Source organism: candidate division WOR-3 bacterium (assembly GCA_039803545.1).
GTDB lineage: Bacteria > Hydrothermota > Hydrothermia > UBA1063 > UBA1063 > UBA1063.
The window spans coordinates 930,944-954,830 of the sequence record JBDRYS010000001.1 but is presented as its reverse complement, the minus strand read 5'-3'; the positions used below and the strand labels follow the sequence as shown (position 1 = coordinate 954,830).

23 protein-coding genes are annotated in these 23,887 nt (G+C 40.1%); 21 read left to right on the top strand and 2 right to left on the bottom strand.

Going from position 1 to position 23,887, the window contains the following annotated elements; translation table 11 throughout:
• Positions 1 to 69 precede the first annotated feature (69 nt).
• From ABIM45_04345 to ABIM45_04245, 21 genes are all read left to right on the top strand, one after another.
• A complete protein-coding gene (locus ABIM45_04345; protein ID MEO0239140.1) occupies positions 70 to 3,045 on the top strand; it encodes an HsdR family type I site-specific deoxyribonuclease in 2,976 nt (991 codons plus the stop codon).
• Entirely contained in the window at positions 3,029 to 3,574 is a 546-nt protein-coding gene (locus tag ABIM45_04340; GenBank protein MEO0239139.1) for a M48 family metallopeptidase, read from the top strand. Before ABIM45_04345 ends, ABIM45_04340 begins: the two co-directional genes overlap by 17 nt.
• Before the next feature lie 179 nt (positions 3,575 to 3,753).
• Positions 3,754 to 4,668: a restriction endonuclease gene (locus ABIM45_04335; protein MEO0239138.1), complete on the top strand. Its 915-nt coding sequence runs from the start codon at positions 3,754 to 3,756 to the stop codon at positions 4,666 to 4,668.
• A gap of 35 nt (positions 4,669 to 4,703) precedes the next feature.
• Positions 4,704 to 5,222 (top strand): hypothetical protein, encoded by a 519-nt coding sequence (locus ABIM45_04330; GenBank protein MEO0239137.1) that lies wholly within the window; start codon positions 4,704 to 4,706, stop codon positions 5,220 to 5,222.
• A 146-nt stretch (positions 5,223 to 5,368) separates the two neighbouring features.
• Positions 5,369 to 5,989: a GNAT family N-acetyltransferase gene (locus ABIM45_04325; protein MEO0239136.1), complete on the top strand. Its 621-nt coding sequence runs from the start codon at positions 5,369 to 5,371 to the stop codon at positions 5,987 to 5,989.
• 26 nt (positions 5,990 to 6,015) lie between these two features.
• Complete coding sequence (locus tag ABIM45_04320) at positions 6,016 to 6,492, top strand: hypothetical protein (GenBank protein MEO0239135.1); 477 nt, start codon at positions 6,016 to 6,018, stop codon at positions 6,490 to 6,492.
• A gap of 318 nt (positions 6,493 to 6,810) precedes the next feature.
• Positions 6,811 to 7,404: a GNAT family N-acetyltransferase gene (locus ABIM45_04315; protein ID MEO0239134.1), complete on the top strand. Its 594-nt coding sequence runs from the start codon at positions 6,811 to 6,813 to the stop codon at positions 7,402 to 7,404.
• A gap of 11 nt (positions 7,405 to 7,415) precedes the next feature.
• Entirely contained in the window at positions 7,416 to 7,988 is a 573-nt protein-coding gene (locus ABIM45_04310; protein ID MEO0239133.1) for a nitroreductase family protein, read from the top strand.
• A 302-nt stretch (positions 7,989 to 8,290) separates the two neighbouring features.
• Positions 8,291 to 8,779, top strand: a complete 489-nt coding sequence (locus ABIM45_04305; protein MEO0239132.1) for a M23 family metallopeptidase — start codon at positions 8,291 to 8,293, stop codon at positions 8,777 to 8,779.
• A 75-nt stretch (positions 8,780 to 8,854) separates the two neighbouring features.
• Positions 8,855 to 10,168 carry a TolC family protein gene (locus ABIM45_04300; GenBank protein ID MEO0239131.1) on the top strand — a complete coding sequence of 438 codons (1,314 nt, stop codon included), beginning with the start codon at positions 8,855 to 8,857 and terminating at the stop codon, positions 10,166 to 10,168.
• Positions 10,165 to 11,238, top strand: coding sequence for an efflux RND transporter periplasmic adaptor subunit (locus ABIM45_04295; protein MEO0239130.1), 1,074 nt, complete (start codon positions 10,165 to 10,167; stop codon positions 11,236 to 11,238). Before ABIM45_04300 ends, ABIM45_04295 begins: the two co-directional genes overlap by 4 nt.
• Positions 11,238 to 12,437, top strand: coding sequence for an ABC transporter permease (locus tag ABIM45_04290; GenBank protein MEO0239129.1), 1,200 nt, complete (start codon positions 11,238 to 11,240; stop codon positions 12,435 to 12,437). Before ABIM45_04295 ends, ABIM45_04290 begins: the two co-directional genes overlap by 1 nt.
• A gap of 11 nt (positions 12,438 to 12,448) precedes the next feature.
• Positions 12,449 to 12,934, top strand: coding sequence for a hypothetical protein (locus ABIM45_04285; protein ID MEO0239128.1), 486 nt, complete (start codon positions 12,449 to 12,451; stop codon positions 12,932 to 12,934).
• A gap of 251 nt (positions 12,935 to 13,185) precedes the next feature.
• A complete protein-coding gene (locus tag ABIM45_04280) occupies positions 13,186 to 14,055 on the top strand; it encodes a hypothetical protein (protein ID MEO0239127.1) in 870 nt (289 codons plus the stop codon).
• An 8-nt stretch (positions 14,056 to 14,063) separates the two neighbouring features.
• Positions 14,064 to 16,322: an N-acetylmuramoyl-L-alanine amidase gene (locus ABIM45_04275; protein ID MEO0239126.1), complete on the top strand. Its 2,259-nt coding sequence runs from the start codon at positions 14,064 to 14,066 to the stop codon at positions 16,320 to 16,322.
• 289 nt (positions 16,323 to 16,611) lie between these two features.
• A complete protein-coding gene (locus ABIM45_04270) occupies positions 16,612 to 16,896 on the top strand; it encodes a hypothetical protein (protein ID MEO0239125.1) in 285 nt (94 codons plus the stop codon).
• 49 nt (positions 16,897 to 16,945) lie between these two features.
• The gene (locus ABIM45_04265; protein ID MEO0239124.1) at positions 16,946 to 18,250 is read left to right on the top strand and encodes a T9SS type A sorting domain-containing protein; all 1,305 of its coding nucleotides are present in this window, start codon (positions 16,946 to 16,948) and stop codon (positions 18,248 to 18,250) included.
• A gap of 144 nt (positions 18,251 to 18,394) precedes the next feature.
• Positions 18,395 to 19,279, top strand: a complete 885-nt coding sequence (locus ABIM45_04260) for an LptA/OstA family protein (GenBank protein ID MEO0239123.1) — start codon at positions 18,395 to 18,397, stop codon at positions 19,277 to 19,279.
• The gene (lptB, locus tag ABIM45_04255) at positions 19,257 to 19,979 is read left to right on the top strand and encodes an LPS export ABC transporter ATP-binding protein (protein MEO0239122.1); all 723 of its coding nucleotides are present in this window, start codon (positions 19,257 to 19,259) and stop codon (positions 19,977 to 19,979) included. The genes ABIM45_04260 and lptB overlap by 23 nt, the downstream gene beginning before the upstream one ends.
• Complete coding sequence (locus ABIM45_04250; protein MEO0239121.1) at positions 19,976 to 21,268, top strand: hypothetical protein; 1,293 nt, start codon at positions 19,976 to 19,978, stop codon at positions 21,266 to 21,268. Before lptB ends, ABIM45_04250 begins: the two co-directional genes overlap by 4 nt.
• The gene (locus ABIM45_04245) at positions 21,268 to 22,476 is read left to right on the top strand and encodes a glycosyltransferase N-terminal domain-containing protein (GenBank protein ID MEO0239120.1); all 1,209 of its coding nucleotides are present in this window, start codon (positions 21,268 to 21,270) and stop codon (positions 22,474 to 22,476) included. The genes ABIM45_04250 and ABIM45_04245 overlap by 1 nt, the downstream gene beginning before the upstream one ends.
• Here ABIM45_04245 and ispE read toward each other — a convergent pair.
• Together ispE and ABIM45_04235 are read right to left on the bottom strand one after the other, a co-directional pair.
• Entirely contained in the window at positions 22,444 to 23,295 is an 852-nt protein-coding gene (ispE, locus tag ABIM45_04240) for a 4-(cytidine 5'-diphospho)-2-C-methyl-D-erythritol kinase (GenBank protein MEO0239119.1), read from the bottom strand. The genes ABIM45_04245 and ispE overlap by 33 nt on opposite strands.
• On the bottom strand, positions 23,289 to 23,885 hold the full coding sequence (locus ABIM45_04235) for a riboflavin synthase (protein MEO0239118.1): 597 nt from the start codon (positions 23,883 to 23,885) through the stop codon (positions 23,289 to 23,291). Before ABIM45_04235 ends, ispE begins: the two co-directional genes overlap by 7 nt.
• Between the last annotated feature and the right edge of the window lie 2 nt (positions 23,886 to 23,887).

The window sequence follows — 23,887 nt, the reverse complement described above, 5'->3', positions numbered from 1 at the left end:
TACAGAAAAATGAAAAAACGCCTGCTGTATGTTAAATTTTTAAATTGGCATAGGGGGAAATAAAAGATTATGTATTTAGAGAAGAAACTTGTGGAAGATTGGGCGATTGAGAAACTTAAGGAGCATGGATGGAACTATATTGAACCTCAAAATCTCCCACGAGAAAGCATTGAGGAGCCTCTCCTCGTTGAGAACTTGAAGAGGAAAATTTTGGAGATCAACAAAGATGTGGAGTTTACGGAAGAGGACTTAAAGACCGTCATCAATAAACTCAAATTTGCCCACACCGATCAAAACGGGCACAAAGAAATTCTAAGCTTCTTTAAGTATGGAGTCCCAATAAAGTTGGAAAAGGATAAGGTTGTAAAGTATGTTCAACTTTTTGACTTTAAAAACATTCACAACAATGAATTTGTCTTTTCAAACCAGGTTCAATTTTGGGGGAGAGACAAAATCCGCGTGGACCTTCTGCTTTTCGTGAACGGTATTCCTCTTGTGAACATCGAATGCAAAAATCCCTATACGGCAAAGTCGGATTACTATTCTGCATACAAGCAAATCAAGAGATACGAACAGACCGTTCCAGAACTTTACAAATATGTCCAAATCGGAATAGGTCTTGCTGAAAAGGTTAAATATTTTCCCATTGTCCCATGGCTTGAGGATGTGAAACAGGAAGTCTGGAGGTCGGAGTTCAAGAGCGATGATGAGGCTATCTTTGAAATGCTGAGTCCCAATTTGCTTTTGGATATTGTCAAAAACTTCCTTTTTGTTCGGGAATTCAGGGGCGAAATGACTAAGGTTATCGGGAGGTATATGCAATATCGAGCGGTTAATAAGATTTACCAAAGGGTAATGGATAATTTGGCGGGGAAGACCGACAAAAACAGGGGATTAATCTGGCATTGGCAAGGGTCTGGAAAGACTTTAACGATGATTTTCGCTGCCCATAAACTCTACTTTGAGCTTGGTAAACCTACTATATTTTTCATTGTGGATAGGCGGGAATTGGAAAGGCAATTTAGTGATGAGTTAAGCGCTTTGGATTTGCATTTCGGTTTTAAAAAGATAGAGAGTATTAGCGCCTTAAAGGATGTTTTGACGCATGACAACAACCGTGGGGAACGAGGTGCTTTCTTAACGCTTATTCATAAATTCAACCTAAAAGAGGAATTTTTACTGGACCAAATTGGAGAGGTTAATCAGAGGAAGGACATCATTTGTTTCCTGGATGAGGTGCACAGGACTCAGTATGGAATCTTGGCAGGGAAATTGAGAACTATTTTGGCAAACGCCTTCTTCTTTGGATTTACTGGAACACCAATTGCTCTCAAGGACAGGAATACCTACAAAGAATTTGGCTTTTTAAGGGATGACGATCCGGAACTTTATTTAGACAGGTATTTCATTGATGAGGCCGAAAGGGATGGTTTTGTTGTCCCCATCGTTTACGAGTTGAGAAAGGAAGAGGTTAACTTAAAAGAGCAAGACCTGGATTGGTACTTGAAAAGGGTGGATGTAGATGATATTGCGGAGGAAAGCGAGCTTAGGGATCTGGAAACAGCGGTAAGAAAAAGAATTAATGAGATCACCGTATTCCTGGAAAATCCTAAAAATATCCGGCAAATTTGCGAAGACATTGCACAGCACTATAAAGAACATTTTGATGGGAAGTTCAAGGGATTGATTGTTACGGGAAGTCGGAAGGCCTGTGTAAGATTTAAGAGGATTTTGGATGAATATTTAGACCCCAAATACAGTGAAGTTGTGATGACCTTTGGAGGAGAGGATGAGGAGATAAAGGAGTTTGTTCGTGTACAAACCGAGCGATTTGGCACTTCAGATGATGTTGAAATCGCAAATCAAATTACTGAGAAATTCAAAAAGGAGGAGTACCCCAAGCTTCTTATTGTAACGGATATGCTGATAACGGGTTTCGACGAGCCGAAGCTTGCTGTTCTATACCTTTACAAGATTTTGAAGAATCACAGGCTACTGCAAACCATTGCCAGGGTGAATAGACCTCACGAGGAGAAGGCCGCAGGGCTTTTAGTTGATTATGTTGGAATTTTTAAGTATATTGAGGAGGCTCTAAGTGCTTACGCCGTTGAAGACATAAATATCATAAGACAAAAGGTCATTGATACAGATGTAGCCTGGGAACAATTTCTCTCAATATTTGAGCGGTTAAAAGGAATGTTTTGGGGTTTGGTCGGAGATTTTAGTAGGGAGAGTTTTGACAGGGCCATCGAGATTTTAAGGACAAGAGGGGATGAGTTTAGCTTATTGTATAGGGAATTGAGAAGGAAGTTTGAATTTCTAAGTACCGATAGAAGAATGGTGAATTTTCTTGATGGGTACAAGTGGTTTTCTTTCCTATACGAGTTTTACAAGAAGCTTTTGAGGCCGGATATCAACGAGGGAAATTTGGAGAAGTATTTTAACAGGACTATTAGTTTAATCCACGATTTGATTGAACCCTCTGGTCTTCGGAGGGAAAAGCCGGCGGTTATCGATTTTGAAACTATCAAAGCACTTAAGTCTTCGAATTTAGCGGAAACCCAGAAGTATGTTGGAATTTTGAACAATTTGAAATACATGGTGGTTATAAAATCTCGGAATCCCATTTATAAGAGCATTGCGGAAAGAGTAAAAGAATTGGTAGAAAGGTGGCAAGCAGGTGTGGATATATCCCAGCTCCGTAAAGATATTGATGGTGTACTGAAGTTCATTGAGGATAAAGAAAGGGAGAGGGGGGAATCGAAACTCAGTGATGTGGAATTTGGAATGAAGTTGGTTTTAGAGAATGAAGGGGTTGTTGAGAGTAATGAAGCTGAAGAGCTTGCCAGGCAAATCTATGCAAGGGTTAGAGGTAGGCTTTATCCAGGTTGGGATCAAAATCCAGCAGTTTCAAAAAATGTTGAGAGAGACTTGAGGATGTATCTTGCCGAATTGAGACCAAAATATAAGATTCCTTATGAAGGTTTTGAAAAACTTTACAATAGGATTTTTGAGGTGTTAACCTACTATGGAAGGGGAAATTAATTACATTTTGATTTACAGGAAAGTAAAACATCCACGGATTGAGGTTTATAGAGACGCGGTGAAAGTGATTGTACCGAGAAATAGCTCGATGCAGGTTGACGAGTTTGTAAAGGGCCATTTAGATTGGATTAAAAGGAAAATAGATTATTTTAGGGAACTGGAAAATATCGCAGATAACTTGAGCTCTCACCCGAGGGATGACCTAAAGGGTGTGGTCGATTTTTATATTGGAGAGTGCGTCGAATTTTTGGGAGTTTCGCCAAGGAAGGTCTTTTTTAGAAAGATGAGGAAGTATTGGGGAAGTTGTAACTCTAAAAAGGGGCACATCATCTTTAATAAGGATTTAATTTACTTGCCAGATGATTTGGTGAGATATGTTGTGATCCATGAGATGTGCCACTTAGTTGAAGGTAACCACAGTAAAAGATTTTGGCAGTTGGTAGAAAAATTGGACAGGGATTTCAGGGAAAAGGAGAAGCTCTTAACCTGCTACAGGATTAAACTGGATAAGGCGGGAAGTAGAGTTTAAAAAGTGTTCATAAAGTTTTCTATTAAATTCCTGAAAGGATTTTTGTAAGAGGTGTTTAGAAAGATTTGAGAGGCGAGTTTTAATCGATTGCTTTTGTAGAAGAAATCTTAGAATTTCCGAAGTTTTTTTGATTTAACATAACGGGTTTATAATCTTTTTACTGATGCGGGAGGTTTTTGATGCTGCCTAGTTATGATGAGATCAGGAAAGTTATGCTGGAATATTTGGGAGACGGTAAGGAGCGGAAGTTTCCCGAGATACTCGATTATGTGGCTAAATACTTTAATCTCAGCGAAGAGGAACTCTCCGAACTCTTGCCCAGCGGGACGCAGACCAAGTTTGTGAATAGAGTCGTATGGGCGAGACTATATTTGGCAAAGGCGGGTTTAATTGAAACGCCTCGAAGGGGTTATGTCAGGATTACTGAACGTGGCTTGCAAGCTTTGAAAGAAAATCCACCGGTTATAGATCATGCATATTTGTTGAAATTCGAAGAGTTCAGAAATTTCTTTTATGGCAAGCGTTCAGTGGTCAAACAGGCTGAAGAATCATCAGAAAGTGAAGAGTTGACACCCTTAGAGGTGATCGAAAGGGAAATGGGAAAACTAAATGAGGCTTTAAAAGATGAGCTTATGAAAAAGATTCTGGAACGCCCACCCCGCTTTTTTGAAAAGCTGGTTTTGGAACTTATTGTTAAAATGGGGTATGGTGGTACTTTTGAAGAGGCCAGTAAAGTGCTTGGGAAAAGTGGTGATGAAGGCGTTGATGGCGTTATAAAGGAAGACTTATTGGGTCTTGATAACATTTATCTTCAGGCGAAAAGATATAAACCCGACCAGACTATCGGGAGGAAAGAGATACAAAGCTTTGTCGGGGCACTTCACGGGAAAGGTTCCAGAAAGGGAATTTTTATAACAACTGCGAGTTTCACAAAGGAAGCGAAGGATTATGCTGAGAGTCTTAAAGACATTAAAGTGATTCTTATAGACGGCGACAAGTTGATTGATTACATGATCAAATACAACTTAGGTGTGCGGGTTGACAGGGTTATTGAAATTAAGAAAATTGATTTGGATTACTTTGAGGAAGTTTAGTTTAGCCTGAGTTTTTGAAGTTTAAAGGAGGGTTTATGGCCAAGAAGCTTGTGTTTTGTTGGTATCTGGTTTTTATTCTCATAATCGTCTCCGCGGGGATCTATCTGTGGGGGTATATCAGGGTTAAGAGCTTTGAGAGGCGGATGAAAGAGAGGGAAACGGAGATACTTCAGAAAACGCAGATTATTGTGGATGAGAAGACCAAGGACTTTCTCAAGATTACTGCTTTGCCTTTGGTTTGGGCTGTGAGGAAGGATATGATGAGAGGGAATTTCGACGAGATCAACGAGTATATGGAGAGGCTTGTTCAAGAAAAGGGTTTTAAAGAGATATTGCTTGTTGATACAACGGGAACGATCGTGCTATCTACCGATAAGAAGATGCAGGGCCAAAAGTTTGGAGATTACTATCCTGTTGAATTTTTGCAGGCAAATGATGTTGTTATTATCTCTGATTCGGTGAACCTTCGGGCTGTTGCCCCCGTTATGGGTCTCAATTCAAGGCTCGGTACCTTGGTGATTACTTACGGGTTGGAAAAGATAGAAGTGAAGTAAAAAAGTGTGAGGTAAACTACTGAGCCTAACATTTTTCCCGATCGGCCTAAAGCTTGACCTCTTGGAATTGTTTAGTTGGCAAAAAAGGACTATAATTTAAAACACGCTATTCTCAGAGAATAGTTAAATTAAAGTGAGAGATTTTTATGCAACAAAGTACAAAGGAAGAAGTAGATGTACACCTACGATGGGCACTTCGTTCTGATTCGGAGGATTTTGTTTCACTGTTCCTCCTTTCAGAACCCTTTTATCAACTGATATTCGGAGACCGAATCGCAAGCGCAGTCAAGAAATTGTTTGAGAGCGAGAATAACCTTTTTAGTTACAAACACGTTTTAGTGGCTGATCTCCGTTCTGAAGTTGCCGGTATGTTACTGGGGTATGACTGGGAGACGAATGAAAGAGAGGGAAGCCGAACCGATCTTATGCTGTTGAACTTGGTTGGCATTGAGGATGCCGATAAATTGAAAGTTTACAATGAATTTAATAATTTCCTTGAAAGGTTTGAAAAGGACGAATATTATGTCAGCAATCTCGCTGTTTATGAGAAGTTCCGCGGATTGGGTATCGGCAATGCCTTAATGGAAATGGCTGAGGAGGAAGCAAGGAAACTCGGTGCAAGGAAGATGGTTCTTGATGTGGGAAGCGAAAACCTGAGTGCCCTTTTCTTTTACAGCAAGCTGGGATTTAAGATAAGAGAAGAGTACAAGATATCTACCGGTATTGGTTCGATCTTTAAGTTTGAGAGGATGGAAAAAGAAATTTAGAAGTTGTTGTTTTTTGAAAATGATGTTTGGAAGGTTTTTTTGTTTTATTAAATGAAATTGTTAAATATGAAACTTTAATCTTGACATTTCACGATGCATCATACATAATTATAATGTATTTCACTGGAGCAGTGCTCCAGGACCCCCCTGGTCCGCCAGGGGTTTTTTATTATGAACAAAAAATAGCTTTTCTAATTGACAGGCTAAATTTTTACTATTCTGTTAAGCGTTTAAAGGCTAAAACCAATTTAAACGCAAAATGGTTTGATTATATTTCATTTTGCGATTTCTATAAACTTGAATTATCTAAGAGACTTTCTGAGCATCTTTCAATTAATGGCATTTTTTATTTTACCTCACTAATTGTTAAGACTTCATCAATGAGCGAAAGTGCATTTCAACAGCATAGAACAAACCAAGTGCAATATTTGAAAATATTATCTGATCAAGGGATTACATTTTTAAAGGGGAAGTTTAACCAAAAACAAGTAAAATGCCCTTGAAACCTCAAAGAAGGTTTTTCCTGAGAAATTAATAGTGGTTGTCATACCATATGGCAACCGCAGTACACAGTTGAAAACAGTAGCTCACTTCAGTTACAGTATAAGAGCCGAAAATTATGTCGAACACTTACTCCCTAATCCTTATAGACTTAAAACAGGCGAAATAATTTCTAAACCATCAACATGGTAGACTGATTTAAGGATATCAAGCCAATTTTTCCTTGCATAAGGCAGCTTATTTTCTGATTCCATTTGCTGGGAACTATTCTTTTTGTTCAGCTTCTCAAAAACCTTATAATTAAGCTGAATTTTGAATTTATGCTGTATGTTAGGCGTGGACTTTCTCAGGAGGTGCAGGATTTTGTCAATCTTTTCCTTATCTCGGCTCCTTATTTTCCAAAGGTTTTTGGTGAGGTAATTGTGGATGTCCTTAAGAAATCATTTCAAGAGCCGGGCAATCTTTTGAGTTACGAGCATACTTACTTTGCAGAAGTAAGCGGTGAGATAGCAGGAATGCTTCTCGGATATGATTGGAGGGTCAAAAGTAAGGAGAATCTTAAGACAGGATTTTTGCTTTTGAAGCTTAGTGGTTTAAAAATGTTTTTGATGCTTGATACCTATTTAAAGTTCAACAATACCGTAGGAAGGCTCGACAAGTTTGAATATTACATAAGTAATATTGCTACCTATGAAAAGTTCAGAGGCAAAGGGGTTGGTAAGGCGCTTATGAGTATAGCTGAAAAGGAAGCTAAAAGAAGTGGTTGTATGAGAGTTGTTTTAGATGTGGAAAGGGAAAACGTTAAAGCCATTGCTTTTTATAAAAGTCTCGGGTTTGAGGAAAAAGAGAGGTTTGATATTTCTATAAACAAGGGCGGAGTTCTTTCTTTTACAAGGATGGTTAAGCTTTTATAAGGGGGGATAAAATGTTAAGAGACCTTATCATTAAAAATCGTAGTTACAGAAGATATTACGAGGATCATCAAGTAAGTCGTGAAACTTTGCTTGAACTTATTGACCTTGCAAGGCTTTCCCCATCCAGTATGAATTTGCAGCCCTTAAGGTACATTATTGTCAATACCCCCGAGAGGTGCGCGTTGATTTTTCAAAACGTCACCTGGGCGGCCTACCTTAAAGATTGGGGTGGCCCGAAGGAAGGCGAAAGGCCATCGGCGTATATTATAGTTCTCGCAGAAAAAGATCTTTCAAAGAATTATTTGATTGACGCAGGTCTTGCAACCCAGTCGATACTCCTTGGCGCTGTAGAAAAAGGACTTGGCGGTTGCATAATGGGTTCCTTGAATCGAGATAATGTAAGGAAACTCTTTAATATTCCTGATAAGTATGAAATTATTTATGCGATTGCCATCGGGAAACCAAAGGAGACTGTTGTAATTGAAGAAGTGGGGCCTGATGGAGATATAAGATACTGGAGAGACGAAAAGTACATTCACCATGTTCCAAAGAGGCGGCTTGAGGATATCGTCCTGGATTTGTAAGGATTTTAGGAAGGGTTTAATTTCTTTAATTTTTCTTGGGTGCACGAAGATCTCTTTAAAAGTGTATTTCATATAAGTTCTTCTTTGAAGTTAGTTGTTCTTTCTTGATAGGGGGTGTCAAAATTTTGACACACATAAGATATTGGATTTTAAAAATTTATAATTTCTGGCGCCCTTGGGGTGTCAGAATTTTGACACCCCAACAGGGCTTTGAACTTTTAAGTGTATGTTGATTGGATATTTCTGAAAAGGCTTATAATGGTACAAGATTTGCTATGCTTTTGATACAAAGGGGGTGAGCTATGAAAGTCCTAAAAATAGTAGGCTCAATAGTAATAACACTTACATTAGTTGGCTTGGCCAATGCCTTTGTATGGCCCACCAGTGGAACAATAACGTCTGTTGTAGGGTGGAGAGTCCATCCTGTAACTGGTGAGTGGAAGTATCATTATGGAACGGATATAGCTGCTCCAACGGGAAGAGGTGTCGGCAACGCTGGTAGAGGCAGAGTAACGGTTGCTGGTTGGGTTAGTGGTTACGGGAATGCAATTTATATTGACCATAGTGCCTACTCCGCTGGTTGGGAGACGAGGTACGCTCATTTGAGCGCTATCTACGTTAGGGTTGGGCAGTCCTTAACTTCTTTCGATTTAACGATAGGTGCTGTTGGGAATACCGGTGTATCAACGGGTCCACATCTCCATTGGGAATTGAGAAAGTATGGAGTTGCGCAAAAGCCTAATGGAAGTGTTGGACAGTATGTAACCAGAGGAACGTTCTGCGGAATATAATCTTTATTTTTGATTTAGAGCCATTAGCCTTTTTTATCCAGGCTAATGGCTCTAAAATTTTTTGAAGTATTCAGTATGCTCCTTTTTGTATCAATTTTGTTGAGTGCAACCTTAACGCTCCAGGATGCGGTTAAAATTGCTTTAATAAACAATCAAAGCATCTTGTTCCCATCAAATCAGCAATATCAGAGTGCAAAACTGGAGTATAAAATACATAATGCCCAATATTATCCTCAGCTGCGCTTTTTTTCATTGTCGGGAAATAACTTAAAGCGCTTTAGGAGCACACTTATTTTAAGTGATAAGGTTATTCCGTATTTAGGTACTGATCTTGAGGCTAATTTGTTTGTAAACCCCTTTAATACCAGGGATGGAGAATTAAGGGTTAGTTTGATTCAGCCCCTAAGCCCACAAAGAATTCTTGAAAGTTTTCTTAGTGAGAAAAGCACACGGGATAACCTGAATATAGCAGAGATTCAGAAGGATATTGCGAAGCAAAATTTAATTTTAGAGGTGGTAAACAGCTACTTTGGGCTTGTGAGGATTTTAAACAGTATCAAGAGGGTTGAACAGTCCATTAAAAGCACCGAATCTTTAATCGAGGTAATTAAAGTAAAAGTAGAAGGTGGTCTTGCAGCGCCATCGGAACTGTCCAACTTTTACTTGCAGAGAAATTTAGAGATTGCAAGCTATGAAGAGCTGTTGCAAAGTTTCAGAATCGCGAAGGAAGAATTTTTGAGGCTCCTGGGAATTGAAATTGAGGATTCTTTGGTTTTGCAGGAGGATATACCTCTGAATGTTGGTGATTTTGATCTTGAAACTTGCTGGAAAAGGGCCCTTCAAAAAAATCCAGAGTTAATGATTTTCAAGATCCAATTAAATCAGATTAAAGGCAATTTAAAGGCTCAGAAGTTATATTTTTTCCCGGATGTAAATTTCTCTTTTAATTATACGAGGCCTTTTGAAGTTTTTTCAGGGATTTTCTCCCCACAAATGGAACTTTCTTTGCAGTGGCCCTTGTTCACTGCCGGAATTCTGAAAAGTAGGAAAAAGTTGGCAGAAGAGCAATATAAGTTAGCGCTTTTTAACTACGAGGAATTGAAATATAGGCTAAGGAAGGAAATTGAAAATTTGCTGTTCCAAATAGAGGTTGCAAAAAAGAAGCTCAAACTCTATGAAGCTTCCCGCGAACTGGCCGCGGAAGCCCTTAAGGTTGCTGAATTAAAGTATCGTTCTGGCACTTTGTCTTACCAGGAATATTATTTTAACCTTCAGAGGTATGAGGAGACCGAGGAAAACTATTTTAATCTAAAAACGGAGGTGTTTATCCTTTACACGAGACTTTTAAGATTAATGGGTGAGCTCAACTTAGAGAGGATTCAGCAATGATGAAAAAAGCTATAATCCTGTTTTTCTCACTGGTTGTTGCATTGACTTCCTTGGTATTGGTCTATAGAGTATTAGGTGCGAGATTGAATGCTAAGGTGGTAAAGATAGCAGAAGTCACCAGAGGGGATTTGGTTCTAAAGGTTAAGGCTCCAGGTTTCATAACTTCGAGGAGAATCTTTACTGTAACAGCTCCAATTGCTGGTGAAATAAAGGGTGTAAGCGAACAGCTGGTGGCAGGATCCGGAGTCAAGAAGAATGAAGTGTTGTGCTATATTGTTCCAACTGCGGAAGAAGAAAAGAATTTGCTCGAAGATTTGAAGTTTGCAGAGATGAACTTTGAGCTGGCGGAAAAGGATTTGGAGGTGGCGAAAAGGCTCTATGAAATGAAGGCGATTTCCTATCAGGAATATAGAGCTAAGGAGATTTCATTTTTAAGAGAGAAGTCTAATCTTGACAAGCTCCGGGCAAAGCTTGAACCGAGGCCTGTTTATTCACCCATAGATGGGATACTGGTAAAGATAGAGGTGAAGAATGGTCAAATTGTCAATGGAGGAAAGGATTTGTTCGTGGTTGCAGATCTAAATTCCCTTGTAGCGGTTTTAAGTGTTTTCGAGTCAGACATTAATAGAGTTTATCCAGGTATGAAGGGCAATATCATTATCGATGGCGAAGTTAAATTTACCGGAGAGGTGGAAAACATAAGTCTGATGCGGGAAGAAGCTTCCTCAGGCACCACGCCAACTTATAAAGTTTATGTTAATATCACTGAAAAGGTTGATCCTACGGCAGTTCTGAGGCTTGGTGAGACTGTTGTAGGTGAACTGGTTTACAGAACGATAAGGAATGTAATGGTCTTACCTTTGGAGGCAATTAATTATGAAGCGGGGAGCCTTTCTAGGACTTTTGTGTATGTCTATAAGAATGGTAGAGCGAAGAGAAGGTATGTCTCGGTGGGGGAGACAGACGGGGTCCTAATCGAAATTAAGGGAGGATTGAAGGAAGGGGAAAAGGTAATAACCTATGGAAGTTACTACGTGAAGGACGGCGAGTGGGTTAAGGTTGAGAAATAATGTACCTGAGGGACCTATTTTACATATCCTGGCAAACCTTTAAGGCGCATAAATTAAGAACGTTTCTCTCGTTACTTGGAGTTTTCATTGGCATAACAGTTCTTGTGGTAGTTACAAATCTATCCCAATTAGCGAAGGGGAAAGTTCATGATTTCGTTTCGAAGATGGGTATTGAAACTTTTCGCATCGACTATTATTTTTTTGGTAATGTTACCTTCGAGACTGCGACCCGAGAGTTGCCTCGCCGGTTGACTCCTGAGGACCTTCAATTTATAAGAAAAAGTTGTCCCCATGTAAAAGAAATTTGTGAGGTCTTGTTTTTGATTTTTCGAACCCAGAGGGATCCTTTTATCATAAATGGAATGGGGGTATCGCCCAATTACGAATCCATGGCCGATGTCAGGGTTTTGAAAGGGAGGTTTATAAACGAATTAGATATGAGATTAAAAAGAGAGGTCTGTGTAATTGAAGAGAGCCCGGCTGTTTATAATTTGTTTGGGAGAATGCCCTCCATTGGGGAGTTTATTAATCTGGAAGGCAATTTCTATGAAGTTGTGGGGATTGTGAAGCGAAACAAGTTAGTTTATCCAGAAAGAGAGAACGTAATCGAGATTTTTATACCCTATTCAACAGTTTTGTCAAAATATGGGCAAGTGTATGGTGAGATTTATGTTTCAGCATTAAATTCCGCAGTAGTCAATTTGGCGATGGAGGAGGTCAATAAAGCTCTTAAAGTTTTGTTCAATGGCAAACAAGAATACAAAAGCTTCTCTCATTCAATTCTACTTAAAGAGAGCCTTAAAACAGTAAATTTCTTTTCCACTATTCTTTTGGTTATTTCAATTCTTTCGCTACTTGTAGGATGCATTGGAATTATGAATGTTATGTTAATTTCGGTTACAGAGAGGACTTCGGAGATCGGGATAAGGATGGCAGTGGGTGCAAGGAGAAGGGACATCTTTTTTCAATTTTTAATTGAGAGTACAATAGTTTGCTTAGTGGGTGGTTTTCTCGGAGTGGCGCTTGGGATATTCGCCACTGGAGTTATAGGGCCAATTTTTAAATTTGAACCCCGTTTTGAGTTTCTTGGGATGTTTGTCGGCACCCTCTTTTCAATAATGGTTGGTTTGATGGCGGGAGTTTTTCCAGCCTTTAGGGCAAGTAGATTAAATCCTTCTGAGGCCTTAAGATATGAGTAAGGAGGTGTTTAATGCGGTACTTTTTTGTTTTTGTGATAATTTTGCTTTTTAGCTGTGGGAGGCGTGAAACCGTTTCCGAGAGGTTGGAAAGATTTTCAGAGAAAGGGGTAGTGGGAGTAGATTTTAACCATTATCATACTTTCTCCATTTTGGGTAATCCTGTGAAGGCTGAGACTTTGACAGTCAATAACCCTCATTACGAAGGAATCAGAGATTATGTGATCACTGAATATTACAAAGGTGTCGTGGTGAAAAGGTATGAAAGTCCAACCTTTGGGAAATCCGTGGTTTTTTATTGCCTTGTTGAGGACAGAAAAGTTAAATTGGAATATGTGAAAATCGGTGACAAACTCGATAAGGTTCGAAGAACTTTTGGATCTCCCAAGGTTGATTCTGATTCGCTCTTAGTTTACGTGACTTCAGCAGGCAGCGAGATAAATTTTTACTTTGAACGCGGTAATTTAAGGAAAGTTGAGTGGAAGCTTTACATTGACTGAAGTTATTTGGAGCTGATTTAAAAAGTGCTTAACCAATCTGAAAGTCAATTCTCTCAACATGTTCCAAAGAGACGGCTTGAGGATATCGTCCTGGATTTGTAAGGAAATTTGACTAAGTGACGGTGATATTATGTAGGTTAGTTGTTTAAACTTTTTGAATGTGCAAAAATTTTTACTTCGCACAGGCTAAAAATACAACTTGACATTTCGCAGACATGGGGATATTCTAAAATTAAAGAAAGGAGGTGTTTATGGTTTTTAACCTGCTTTTGTTATCTTACCTTTTAAAGCTTTCAAACTTTTACATCCTTGTGGATGTTAAATCGCAAAGTGAACTCATACTAAGTGGCCCAAAGTACGAGGGGATTTACCTTTTTTATGTAAAGGCAAATAGTGTCAAGAAGCTCTCTGAAGGCAATGCATATAAACTGGCACTATCGCCGGCGAGAGATAGGATTGTCTACAGAGATTACAATAAGGTGAAACTTCTCCATTTTGATGGTACAGAAAGGGTTGTGGCGGAGCAGCCAGAAAAGGTAGGCTTCCCTGTTTGGGTCGATGATACTTTAATTGCTTACACATATAATGGTGAAATTCTCATTGTTGACACCCTCGGGAACCTGAAACATTCTATAAGCGGTGTGAGAAGCTATTATATTGACTATTCTCCGAAAGCAAAGATGTTTGCTTTTCAGGAAGATGATCAGATATATTTGATCGATTGGAGTGGCAATAAAAAGAAGGTCAGCGTTGAAGGCACTTGCTTTGCTCCCATTTTTTCACCAGACGGTTTTTATGTTGCCTACAATGAAATGAGCAAGGGAATATATTTGTATAATTTGAACTTGAACGAAAACTTTTATGTATCTAAGGGTTCCAATCCTTGCTTTTCATCCGATGGGAGTTTAATTGCTTTCAATATCTCACAGGATGATGGACACAACATTACGGCCTCTGAAATTTATGTATATTCAGTGTCAGGAAAGATAACAAATAAAATTACCAATACTAAGGAGATTTCTGAAATAAGGCCAATGTTTTCACCAGACGGAAAGAGAATTTATTTCTGCAGCCCTGAGGGGCAGGTTGGCTATTTAAACTCCAGTAAATTTCTAAGGTAGGGGGTAATATGAGACGGTTAGTTTTAGTCTCTATCCTTTTCCTATATTCTTCACTTTATGCATGGACTATCTGCTTAGACCCAGGTCATGGCGGAAGTGACCCGGGTGCAACGGGAAGCTACTATACAGAGAAGGCAGCAAATTTGGATGTTGGGCTAAAGGCGCAGGAATTTATTCTTCAAATACCAAATGTAACAAGTGTAGGAATGACAAGGTCTACCGATGTAGATGTATCCTTAGAAGCAAGGGTAAATTATGCTAATTCCAACGATTTTGATAGGTTTATCTCAATTCACCAAAACGCCTACGATGGAACAGTGCAAGGTACTGAGACATACTGCTATACCTCTGGTAGTTCTTATAGTTTCAATCTCAGGGATTCCACTCATAGACAATTGGTGGCGGCGTATGGGTATAATGATAGGGGAGCGAGGACGGCGAATTACTATGTATTGGTTTATACAAATATGCCTGCCATCCTGGGTGAGGCATCCTTTATTGATTATAATGGAACTTACAACGAATCCTGGAGGTTCTGTTACAACTGGTATGCCCATGTGGAGAGGCAAGCCTATGCCTACGCCAAGGGTCTGGCAAAGCACTTAGGTTTATACTATCCCTCTTTCGTTTGCCATACTAATTACCCTGATAGTGTCAACGCAAATACTAATTTTACCGTAAGGGATAGTTTTTATGTCGCCCCTCATCAGGCACCTGCCGATGTGGTTTTTGAGATCAAGTCTTATGTTTCGGGTACGGTTTTGTACCAGGAGCGGGTATCCAATCTTTCAGCTGGTACCTGGATCAAGACCTTTGGGCTTAATCCACCGATCTCCCTTCCTGACAGTGGCAGAGATTACCTTGTTTATTTCGTGACCTACGTGGTGCCAGCAGGTGGAAACTGGGACAACAAATATACTTATGTATCAACCAGGCTACTTCCCACTAAGGTTAAAAGTACGGGAGGTGTACAGGACACGAGTTACATAGTTTACAAGAGTTATCCTACTCAAGTTTACGCCTGTTCAACTTTCACGGTGCAGGATAGTTTCTATATCGCACCTTCTCAGGCACCGGCAGACCTTATTTTTGAGATAAAACACTGGCAGAGTGGCAATGTGCTTTATAGCGAGCGTGTCTCTAATCTCTCCTCTGGGTACTGGGTAAAGACTTTTGGATTAAATCCAACGATTTCTCTTCCTGATAGTGGTTACGATTACCAGGTCTATTTCCTCTCTGTTTTAACCCCTCCTGGAGGTGGTTGGTCCAATAGATATACTTACAAATCTACCTATTCAGACCCTACAACGGTCAGAACTAATCCACAGGTAGATACCAGTTATGTTGTGTTTAAGTCTTACCCCAGCACTGTCATTGGAGATTCCGCCTTCACCGTTGTCTGCAGTTTATATGCTGCATCCTCTCAAGCACCTGCAGATCTTGTCTTTGAAGTAAAGGATAGAAATACAGGGGAAATATTAAGTAGCAAGAGGATAGTGAGCATATCGGCTGGGTATGTGAATCTTTCTATTAGCGATACCATACCAGATCAAGGTGTTGACAAAACTATCTACTTCCTTGGTATACTCACCCCACCCGGTGGTGATTGGTCGAACAGATACACTTACGGGTCAACTTATACAAATCCTTCCACATTGCTTGCTAATTCCCGTATTTCCTGCCTTTCTTACCCCGATACTGTTTACTTTGATTCTGTTTTTAGTGTAGTTGATACAGTATATGTTGCTTCTTTCCAGGCGCCTGCTGACCTCATTGTTGAGGTTAAGGAGCATAGCAGTGGGATTACTCTAAGGTCAAAAAGGTACTCAAATTTGAGTGCTGGGTCTTACAGAATTGAGTTTGTCGATACTGTTAACTATGCAAGTCTCACCGATACGCTCATTCACTTCCTCTCGGCCCTCGTGCCTCCTGGTGGTGGATGGTCTCAACGTTACACTTATGTCTCGACCTACGCTGATCCTACCTTGGTTGTAAGAATTCCTTCTGTTGATGAGGGCAGACACTTGCTCGCCTCGGATGTACAAATTTACATCCGTGGTAAGGAACTAATTGTAAAAACAGATAGGCCTGCCGAGAACTTGACTTTAATTGTTCATGATGTGATGGGTAGGGAAGTGGAGAGAGTTGAAATTAATGGAAAGTTTGAAAAGAGAACTTACTTAAACCTCAGTAAGGGGGTTTATTTCTATCGTCTGTTGCAAGATAACAGGACTGTAACTAAGGGTAAAATTGTGTTAGTGGATTAGATTAAAAATTTAATTCGGGCCCCGCGAAATCATCGGTAATAGTATTATTGTTAAAGTGATAAAGTGGCTTTTTAATTAAAGAAGTCGATTCTCGTGCAAACATAAAGAATTGACTGGATAAATAGGGGGAATTGTCTCACAGAAGAGTCTTACGATGTAGTTTGAATTTGTATAGACTTTCAATCCTAAACTTTTTTCAAAATTGTTCCTTTCCTACCGCTAAAATTCAAACTACTTGACAGAGAGTTCAAACGGATGCATAATTACACTAACCCTAAGGGAGGGTAAAATGAAAGTATTTAAGATTGTTGTAGTAATAATGTCGATCGTCCTTGGTTTTGCCAGCGCGGAAAACCCGTCGGAGATAAGAACGACAAAAGATGCTGCCTGGTTACATGTGGATAAGTCACAGGTTCCAGTGGAAGAGTTATACACACCCTCTCCTGGAATTTCTGATGAGTCGGTTAGAGATCTTACCCAGGAAGCAACAAAATCTTCAATTTTCCAGAAAGGTATTGAGATGCCTGAAGGGGGGGAACTCCCAAATACTATGGGGCACAGATGCTTTGATTAGGTCCGGAAATTATAACTTGAGATGGCTTTCCACATCCCACGCGGCTGATATGCCGAACAAAAGAACTTATGTCACAATTCTCAGACGCATAAGTGACGTTGATGACACAGTTCTTCATTATTATTCCGATGACGGACTTAATTGGTCTGAATGGTATCACATTTATTACCCTGCGGGCGATGAGATCTGGCAGACGGAAGTTCTTGTTGGGAGGGGAACAAACCCGTGGATTTATACCTTTATGAGGTCTACCATTCAGGGGTCGGCAAACAGTGGTGCACTTATATTAAGAAGGATGAAGGCTGACGCGAGTACCTGGAACTGGATATACATAGCTCAACCAGGAGATTCTATAAGACGGTTTGCCGTTGATATGGACGAAAATGAGGTTCTCTATCTTGCTTATGAAAGGATACTCCCATCTGGGAATATTCAAATTTATGCGATGAATTCAATAGATTCAGGACTTACCTGGAGCTCACCGGTGAGTATCTCTTCAGGAAATAGGAGAGACCCTGAGATTGCTATTGGAAAAGGTAACTATTTTTATATTGCTTATGTAGTCAATGATTCGATTTTAAGAATAGGTAGGAATACCAATGGTTTGTCGGGTACATGGGCTTTCATAGATGTCCAAACTGATAGTGAATTAGAGTATACACCAAGTATAGCTGCATCACGGTTGCAAACTCCTCCAAACCAAACCGCATGGGTACTTTACAGGCACCGCCATCCTTCCGCTTACGATGTCCATTATGCCTACACCACAGATGGGGGAAATTCCTGGACTTACAGTGTTTGGCCACCTATGAATTACAATTACGGCGATATTCAATATCCCTGGGTAGAAACCTCTATAGACTATCCCGTGGACATTTGCGCTGCCCTTGGGACTTCCTATTCAGGTTATGATTCTATAGTTACGGTTTGGGCATATGCAAGTGATCCAACAAACTGGCGTGGTAGAGCAGTTGTCAATGACCATAATGCGACCGGTGAATTTGGAAGCCGGGTAGACTTAAATTATTCGAGGGGTGGAACGACTGTTACCTATAGAGAGTATGGAAGCGGAAACGTATGGTTTGACTACTGGTTTAATACAGGCGTTGCGGAAAATAATAATTCCCTTAAAAATTCAATATTTTCGAAGTCGAGATTGGTAAGCATTGAATTCACCTTATCTTCAGAGAAGACCCTTGAACTTAATGTTTTCAATGCTTCTGGAAGGAAAGTCACGTCCTTCGAAAAACATTTCCAGAGTGGCCTTAACACTGTGGAGATTGAGCTGCCCTCGAAAGGTATTTACTTCATAAACATCGATAATAAAACTATAAAGATTGTTGTAGCAGATTAAAACAATTTAAGGGCGGGGAAGGCTTTCATTATTTGACGGTCTTTCCTGCCCTTTCTTTTTGTTGGAGACCTCTTCAAAGTTTTTAAAATTTTTAAAGTCGGCTTAATCCTTTGAACTTTAAAGAAGATACAATAAAATTATCCTATGCACTTTCTGCTTATGCTGCTCTTTCTATACAAGATTGAAAGCGGTGAGATGCAGATCTTGAGGCAGGGTGGAAAAGAGTTAATTAATTTTTATGGCGGTGTTGTTGTTAGAGATACAAATACACTAATAACTTCACCCGCTGCTTTGTATCATCAGGAAGAAGGTTTGATGGAGCTTTCTGGTCCCGTTCAAGGCGTGCAGGGTGAAAGAAGTTTGCGCTGCAATTTTGCGAAAATTTATGAGAAGGAGAGGATTTTTAAAGGTTATGGGAACTGTGAAATTACGGGCATTGGTGAATATTTGAAGTGTGATTCAGTAATTTTGAAGGAAAACGAAGTCCTTGCTTTCGGAAAGGTGTTTTTACGGAGCGTTAAAGATTCTATAGAATCAACAGCAGAGGAGGTTTTACTGAAGAAGGATTTAATAAAGGCACAGAAGAATGCCTCCATCACCTACTTTGGAGGCAAAGACACAGTGGTTCTGAGGTCTGAGTTTTACCTTTACAGGGATACGGTGCTTTACGCGTCAAATAAAGTCAAAATAAAGGGTAAAGACTTCGAAGGTGAAGGTGATTCCTTAGTTTATATGAGGAATTTAAGACATGCTGAGCTTTTGAAAAATGCATGGGTAAGGAATAACACCAGTGTAGTGAAGGGGAACGTCATATATCTTTATTTGAACCAGGACAATAAGGTGGACCACTTAGTGGCTTTTGATTCACCTTCCCTTTTGAACAATGAAAGGGATAAAGAAATTTACCTTGAAGGGGATTCCCTTTATTTTTACAGCGAGGGCACCGATAGTTTGAAGTGGTTTAGGGCCTCAAGGGCAAAAGGTTATTACAAAGAAGGGGTAGAAAATGTCAATTCTAAAGGCGATTAACCTGCAAAAGTCCTATGGAAACAAGAAGGTGGTTAATGGTGTTACCGTTGAAGTTAAAAGTGGAGAAATTGTTGGCCTTTTGGGTCCAAACGGAGCAGGGAAAACGACGACTTTTTACATGATAATGGGTGAAGTTAAACCGGATAAGGGGCAAATTTTCCTTGATGACATTGAGATTACGGATAAACCAATGTATCAAAGGGCTCGCCTTGGGATCTCATACCTTCCGCAGGAGCCCTCAGTTTTTCAAAAATTAACGGTGTTTGATAATATCTTTGCCATTCTTGAGTATCGAGGAGTATCGAAGGGAGAAGCGATTGATATTGCAGAAAAGTATTTAAAGATGATGGAGATTTACCACCTTAAGGATCAGCCTGCTTACACCCTTTCGGGCGGTGAGAGAAGAAGGTTAGAAGTGGCAAGGGCTCTTTCTCTGAATCCTAAGATACTGCTTCTTGATGAACCCTTTACCGGTGTTGATCCCAAGACCCGGCAGGAGATTCAGGACATCGTTATAAGCCTGAAAAATATGAACATTGGAATATTAATAACGGACCACAATGTGAGAGAAACCCTTGAAATTACGGACAGGGCTTACATAATTTATAAGGGCGAAATCCTTATCGAGGGTAATAGCCAGGAACTTATAAATAACGAGGAGGCAAGAAAGATCTATCTTGGTGAGAGGTTTAAATTATGATCCGCAAACCAAGACTTGATCTTCATTTAAGGCAGGAGCTAATTCCACTCCCTCTCATTATTCAGGAGGCAACCCTTCTCGAGATGGACCTTTTAGAGCTAAGGGAGGCAGTATTAACAGAGATGAGCTCCAATCCTCTTATTGATATAGATAAGTACAACGATTTCAAAATCCTTGCGGCAAAATATGAAGATCTCTCAAAACTGGCTGAAATAATGGAGGAGAATGTTGAATGGCAGGGCGAGGAAGAAGATGAGGATCTGAAGGTCCGCAGAGATGAATTGATACCAGCCCAGGAACCCAGTATTTGGGAGAAGCTCGAAATTCAGATTGAATCCTATTTTGATAGTGAAAAGGATAAGAAGATTGCCTATGCAATCCTGGAGCATCTCGATAGTTTCGGGTATCTTGATAAGGAACCGGAAAATCTGGCAAAAGAGCTGGGAGTGGACCTTGAGGATTTAGAAAGGGTAAGAAGGGCTGTGATTGAGTTTGAGCCTTTTGGCTGTGGCACTAAGGATTTTAATGAGTTTGTGTTGTTACAGGCACATGACAAAGGGTACTTCATCTCCCCAGAGGAGGTTCAGGATTTTTTGAAAAAAAACGAGGATTTTAGAAGAAAACTCATACCCTACCCCTTCTTTCAGGAAGAGGTGGAGCATACAAGGTATGTGATACCGGAACTGATTTATAAATATGTTGAAGGCGAACTAACTCTATTTGTCAATGAGAGTTTTTATCCCCAGATTCACGTTTCAAAGGATTATCTTGTCCTCCTTCAAGGGGCGTCTCAGGATGAAAAGACAAAGAAATACCTTGAAGAGAAGTACAAGAGGGTTGAAAGGCTAATGGAGAACCTTTTGAAACGGAAGAGTTATTTAAGGAAAGTTGGTGAGCTCATTCTTGAGTATCAGGAAGACTTTTTAACGGGTAAGACTAACCGGCTCAAGCCTATTACACAGGTTGAGGCAAGCAAAAAACTGGAAATACCGATATCTACTTTGAACAGGATCCTGAAGAATAAATATGCAGATACTCCAAGGGGCATCTATTCCCTTAAGTTTTTCTTCCACAGGCCTTACGGGAAGGGTGCTGTCTCCACGGTCTCTACGGAGGACTTAGAGGAAAAATTAAAGAAGATTATAGAGTCGGAGAATAAAGAGAAACCTTATACCGATGAGGAGATTGCCAATCTCCTGAGATCAACAGGGATTAAGATTTCGAGGAGAATGGTAACTAAATTGAGAAACAAACTGGGGATACCAGACTCAAGAGAAAGGAGAATTTAATGGACCTTTCATCCTTTTATCGCTTATTTTTTTATTTGCCCCAACGCCTTTTTTCGCCCCTTAAAGTTAGAGAAATTCCTGAGGATAGGGTGGATATATGGGTGCACTGTTCTTCCCTTGGGGAGGTGATGGCGGCAAAACCGCTGGTGGATTGCTTTCTAAGTAAAAAGCTCAGAATTTTAATGACTGTGTTTACTCCTGCGGGTTTCAACAAAGCATCGGAATTGTGGAAGGAAAAGGTAAAGGTTTTAAGGTTTCCCTTGGATTCCTATTTCCACTTGAGGAAAATTATAGAAAAGACGAAGCCTAAAATCTTTGTGAACTTAGAAACAGAGTTGTGGCCCAATCTGCTAACCTTGATAGGAAAAAATAAAATCACCGCTTTTCTCGTGAATGGTCGACTTTCGGAGCGTAATTTTAAGAGGTCCCGCTTGATAAGGGGGACGTTTAAAAGGCTTTTAGAACCTTTTGAAAAGATTTATGCACAAAGTGAAGAAGATAAAGAGAGATTTATTAAATTGGGGGCGAGGAAGGAGCAGGTGGTAGTCACTGGGAACATTAAGATCGATTCTATTGATGCTGATTTGAAGGGTTTCAATCGGGAAGAGCTGGGGATTCGGAGTGAAGACTTTGTCATCCTTTTTGCCAGTTTGAGGGAAAAGGAAGAGAGGCAAATTCTTCCCATTATTAAGGAACTTCTAAGCAGATTTAAAAATTTGAAAATCTTCGTTGCTCCAAGGCATTTAAACAGAGTTGAACCCATTGCTTCTGAACTTACCCGGATGAGAGTTGGTTTTGTGAGGTGGAGCGAGGGTAGATTGGGAGGAGAGGGGGTTTTGATTATAGACGTTCTTGGAAAATTAAGGAATTTCTATTATGTTACTGAACTTGTAGTTATGGGAGGAACCTTTGCACCCTATGGAGGGCACAACATTCTTGAACCTGTCTCTGCTTCGAGGGTTGTCGTTGTTGGCCCCTTTTACAGCAACATTAAAAACGAGGTTAAAGAACTTAGAGAACAAGGGGCCATTTTCGTTGTAAATAACAACGATGAACTTGTAAAAAAGATTGATGAACTTGTGGGGAAAAGAGACTCACTAAAACAATTGGGTGAGAAAGCAAGAGAGTGGCTCCTTTCCAAGCAGGGAATTTCAAAACAAATTTGTGAGGAAATTTTACTCCATCTTGAGGAAGGCAGTGGGTTTTAACACCTCACCGAAATTTTCAAGTAAGATCATCCTTTCAAAAATCCCGTAAACCGCGCTACCTGATCCACTCATTGAAAGGATTCGAGCTCCGAGGGAACTCAATATATCTTTGACTTCCTGGATTTGGGGGCATTTTTTTATAACAACGGGCTCAAAACTATTTTCTATCTCAGAAAGTCCCTCCAGTTTGTTATTCTGGAGTGCATCGGCAATTTTCGAGGCCTTTCTATAAGCCTCCGAAAATTTGTATATGGTTCCCACCCGGTCAAACTCCTGGTAAGCCCATTGGGTTAAAATTTGGCAGTCTGGAAATCCGAGGATGAGTGGATATTGGAATGAAGAGTGGAAAGGTTCGAGGATTTCCCCTTTTCCCGTTGCAATAGCGGCGTTTTCTTTTAAAAGGAAAAACGGAACATCGGATCCAATTTGTTCCCCTATCTTTATGAGTTCCTCCTGGGAAAGATTAAGACCCTTTTTTTCGCTTAAAAATTTAAGGAAGTAGGCGGCGTTTGAGCTGGCACCCCCAAGTCCAGAGCCCACAGGGATGTTTTTCCTTATTTCAATCTTGTAATTTACTGGGATTCTAAACTTTTTTTCAACGAGTTCCTTTACCCTGTAAAGTATGTTGTCCTTTGTGATGGAGGCCCTTCCAATGCACACAATTTCAAATTGTTCAGAAGGGTAGATTGTGAGGGTATCATAGAGCCCAATTTTGTGAAAAACGGTTACAATGTTGTGATAATTATCGCTCCTTTTTTCGGTAATCCAAAGCCCTAAGTTAATTTTTGCATAGGATTTTACAATCTCAACTTCTACCATTTGCCTCTGCCTGTTAATAATTTTTCAGTATATTTGGCAATTATGTCAAACTCTAAGTTCACCAGGTCGCCTTCTCTCAAAATGCCGAGGGTTGTGTGATTAAGGGTATAAGGGATTACCGCAACTTTGAAGGTTTTTTCTTTGATGTCAAAGCAGGTCAAGGATATTCCATTTACCGCAACGGATCCCTTTTCTACGAGGTACTTCATATAAGAGGGGTCGTGAACCCTGAAGATGAAGATTCCACTTTCTGAGCTTACCTCTTTTGAATAGATTTCCCCTGTGCAGTCCACATGCCCCAGCACAATGTGACCACCCATAAAGGAAGAGGGGGTAAGGGCCCTTTCTAAGTTTACCTTTAATCCCTCTCTTAAGGTTCTGCCGAAGTGGGACCTGGCTAAGGTTTCGGAGCTCATAAAAACGGTAAATAGGCCGTTTCCCACCTCCTCGGCAGTCAGGCAAACGCCATCAACGGAGATGGAATCACCGTTTTGAATTTTGAGGGAAGAGATTATTTGAACCCTTGTTCCACCTGTGACCCTCTGAACTCTCTTTATTTCGCCTACCTCTTCAATGATGCCTGTAAACATGA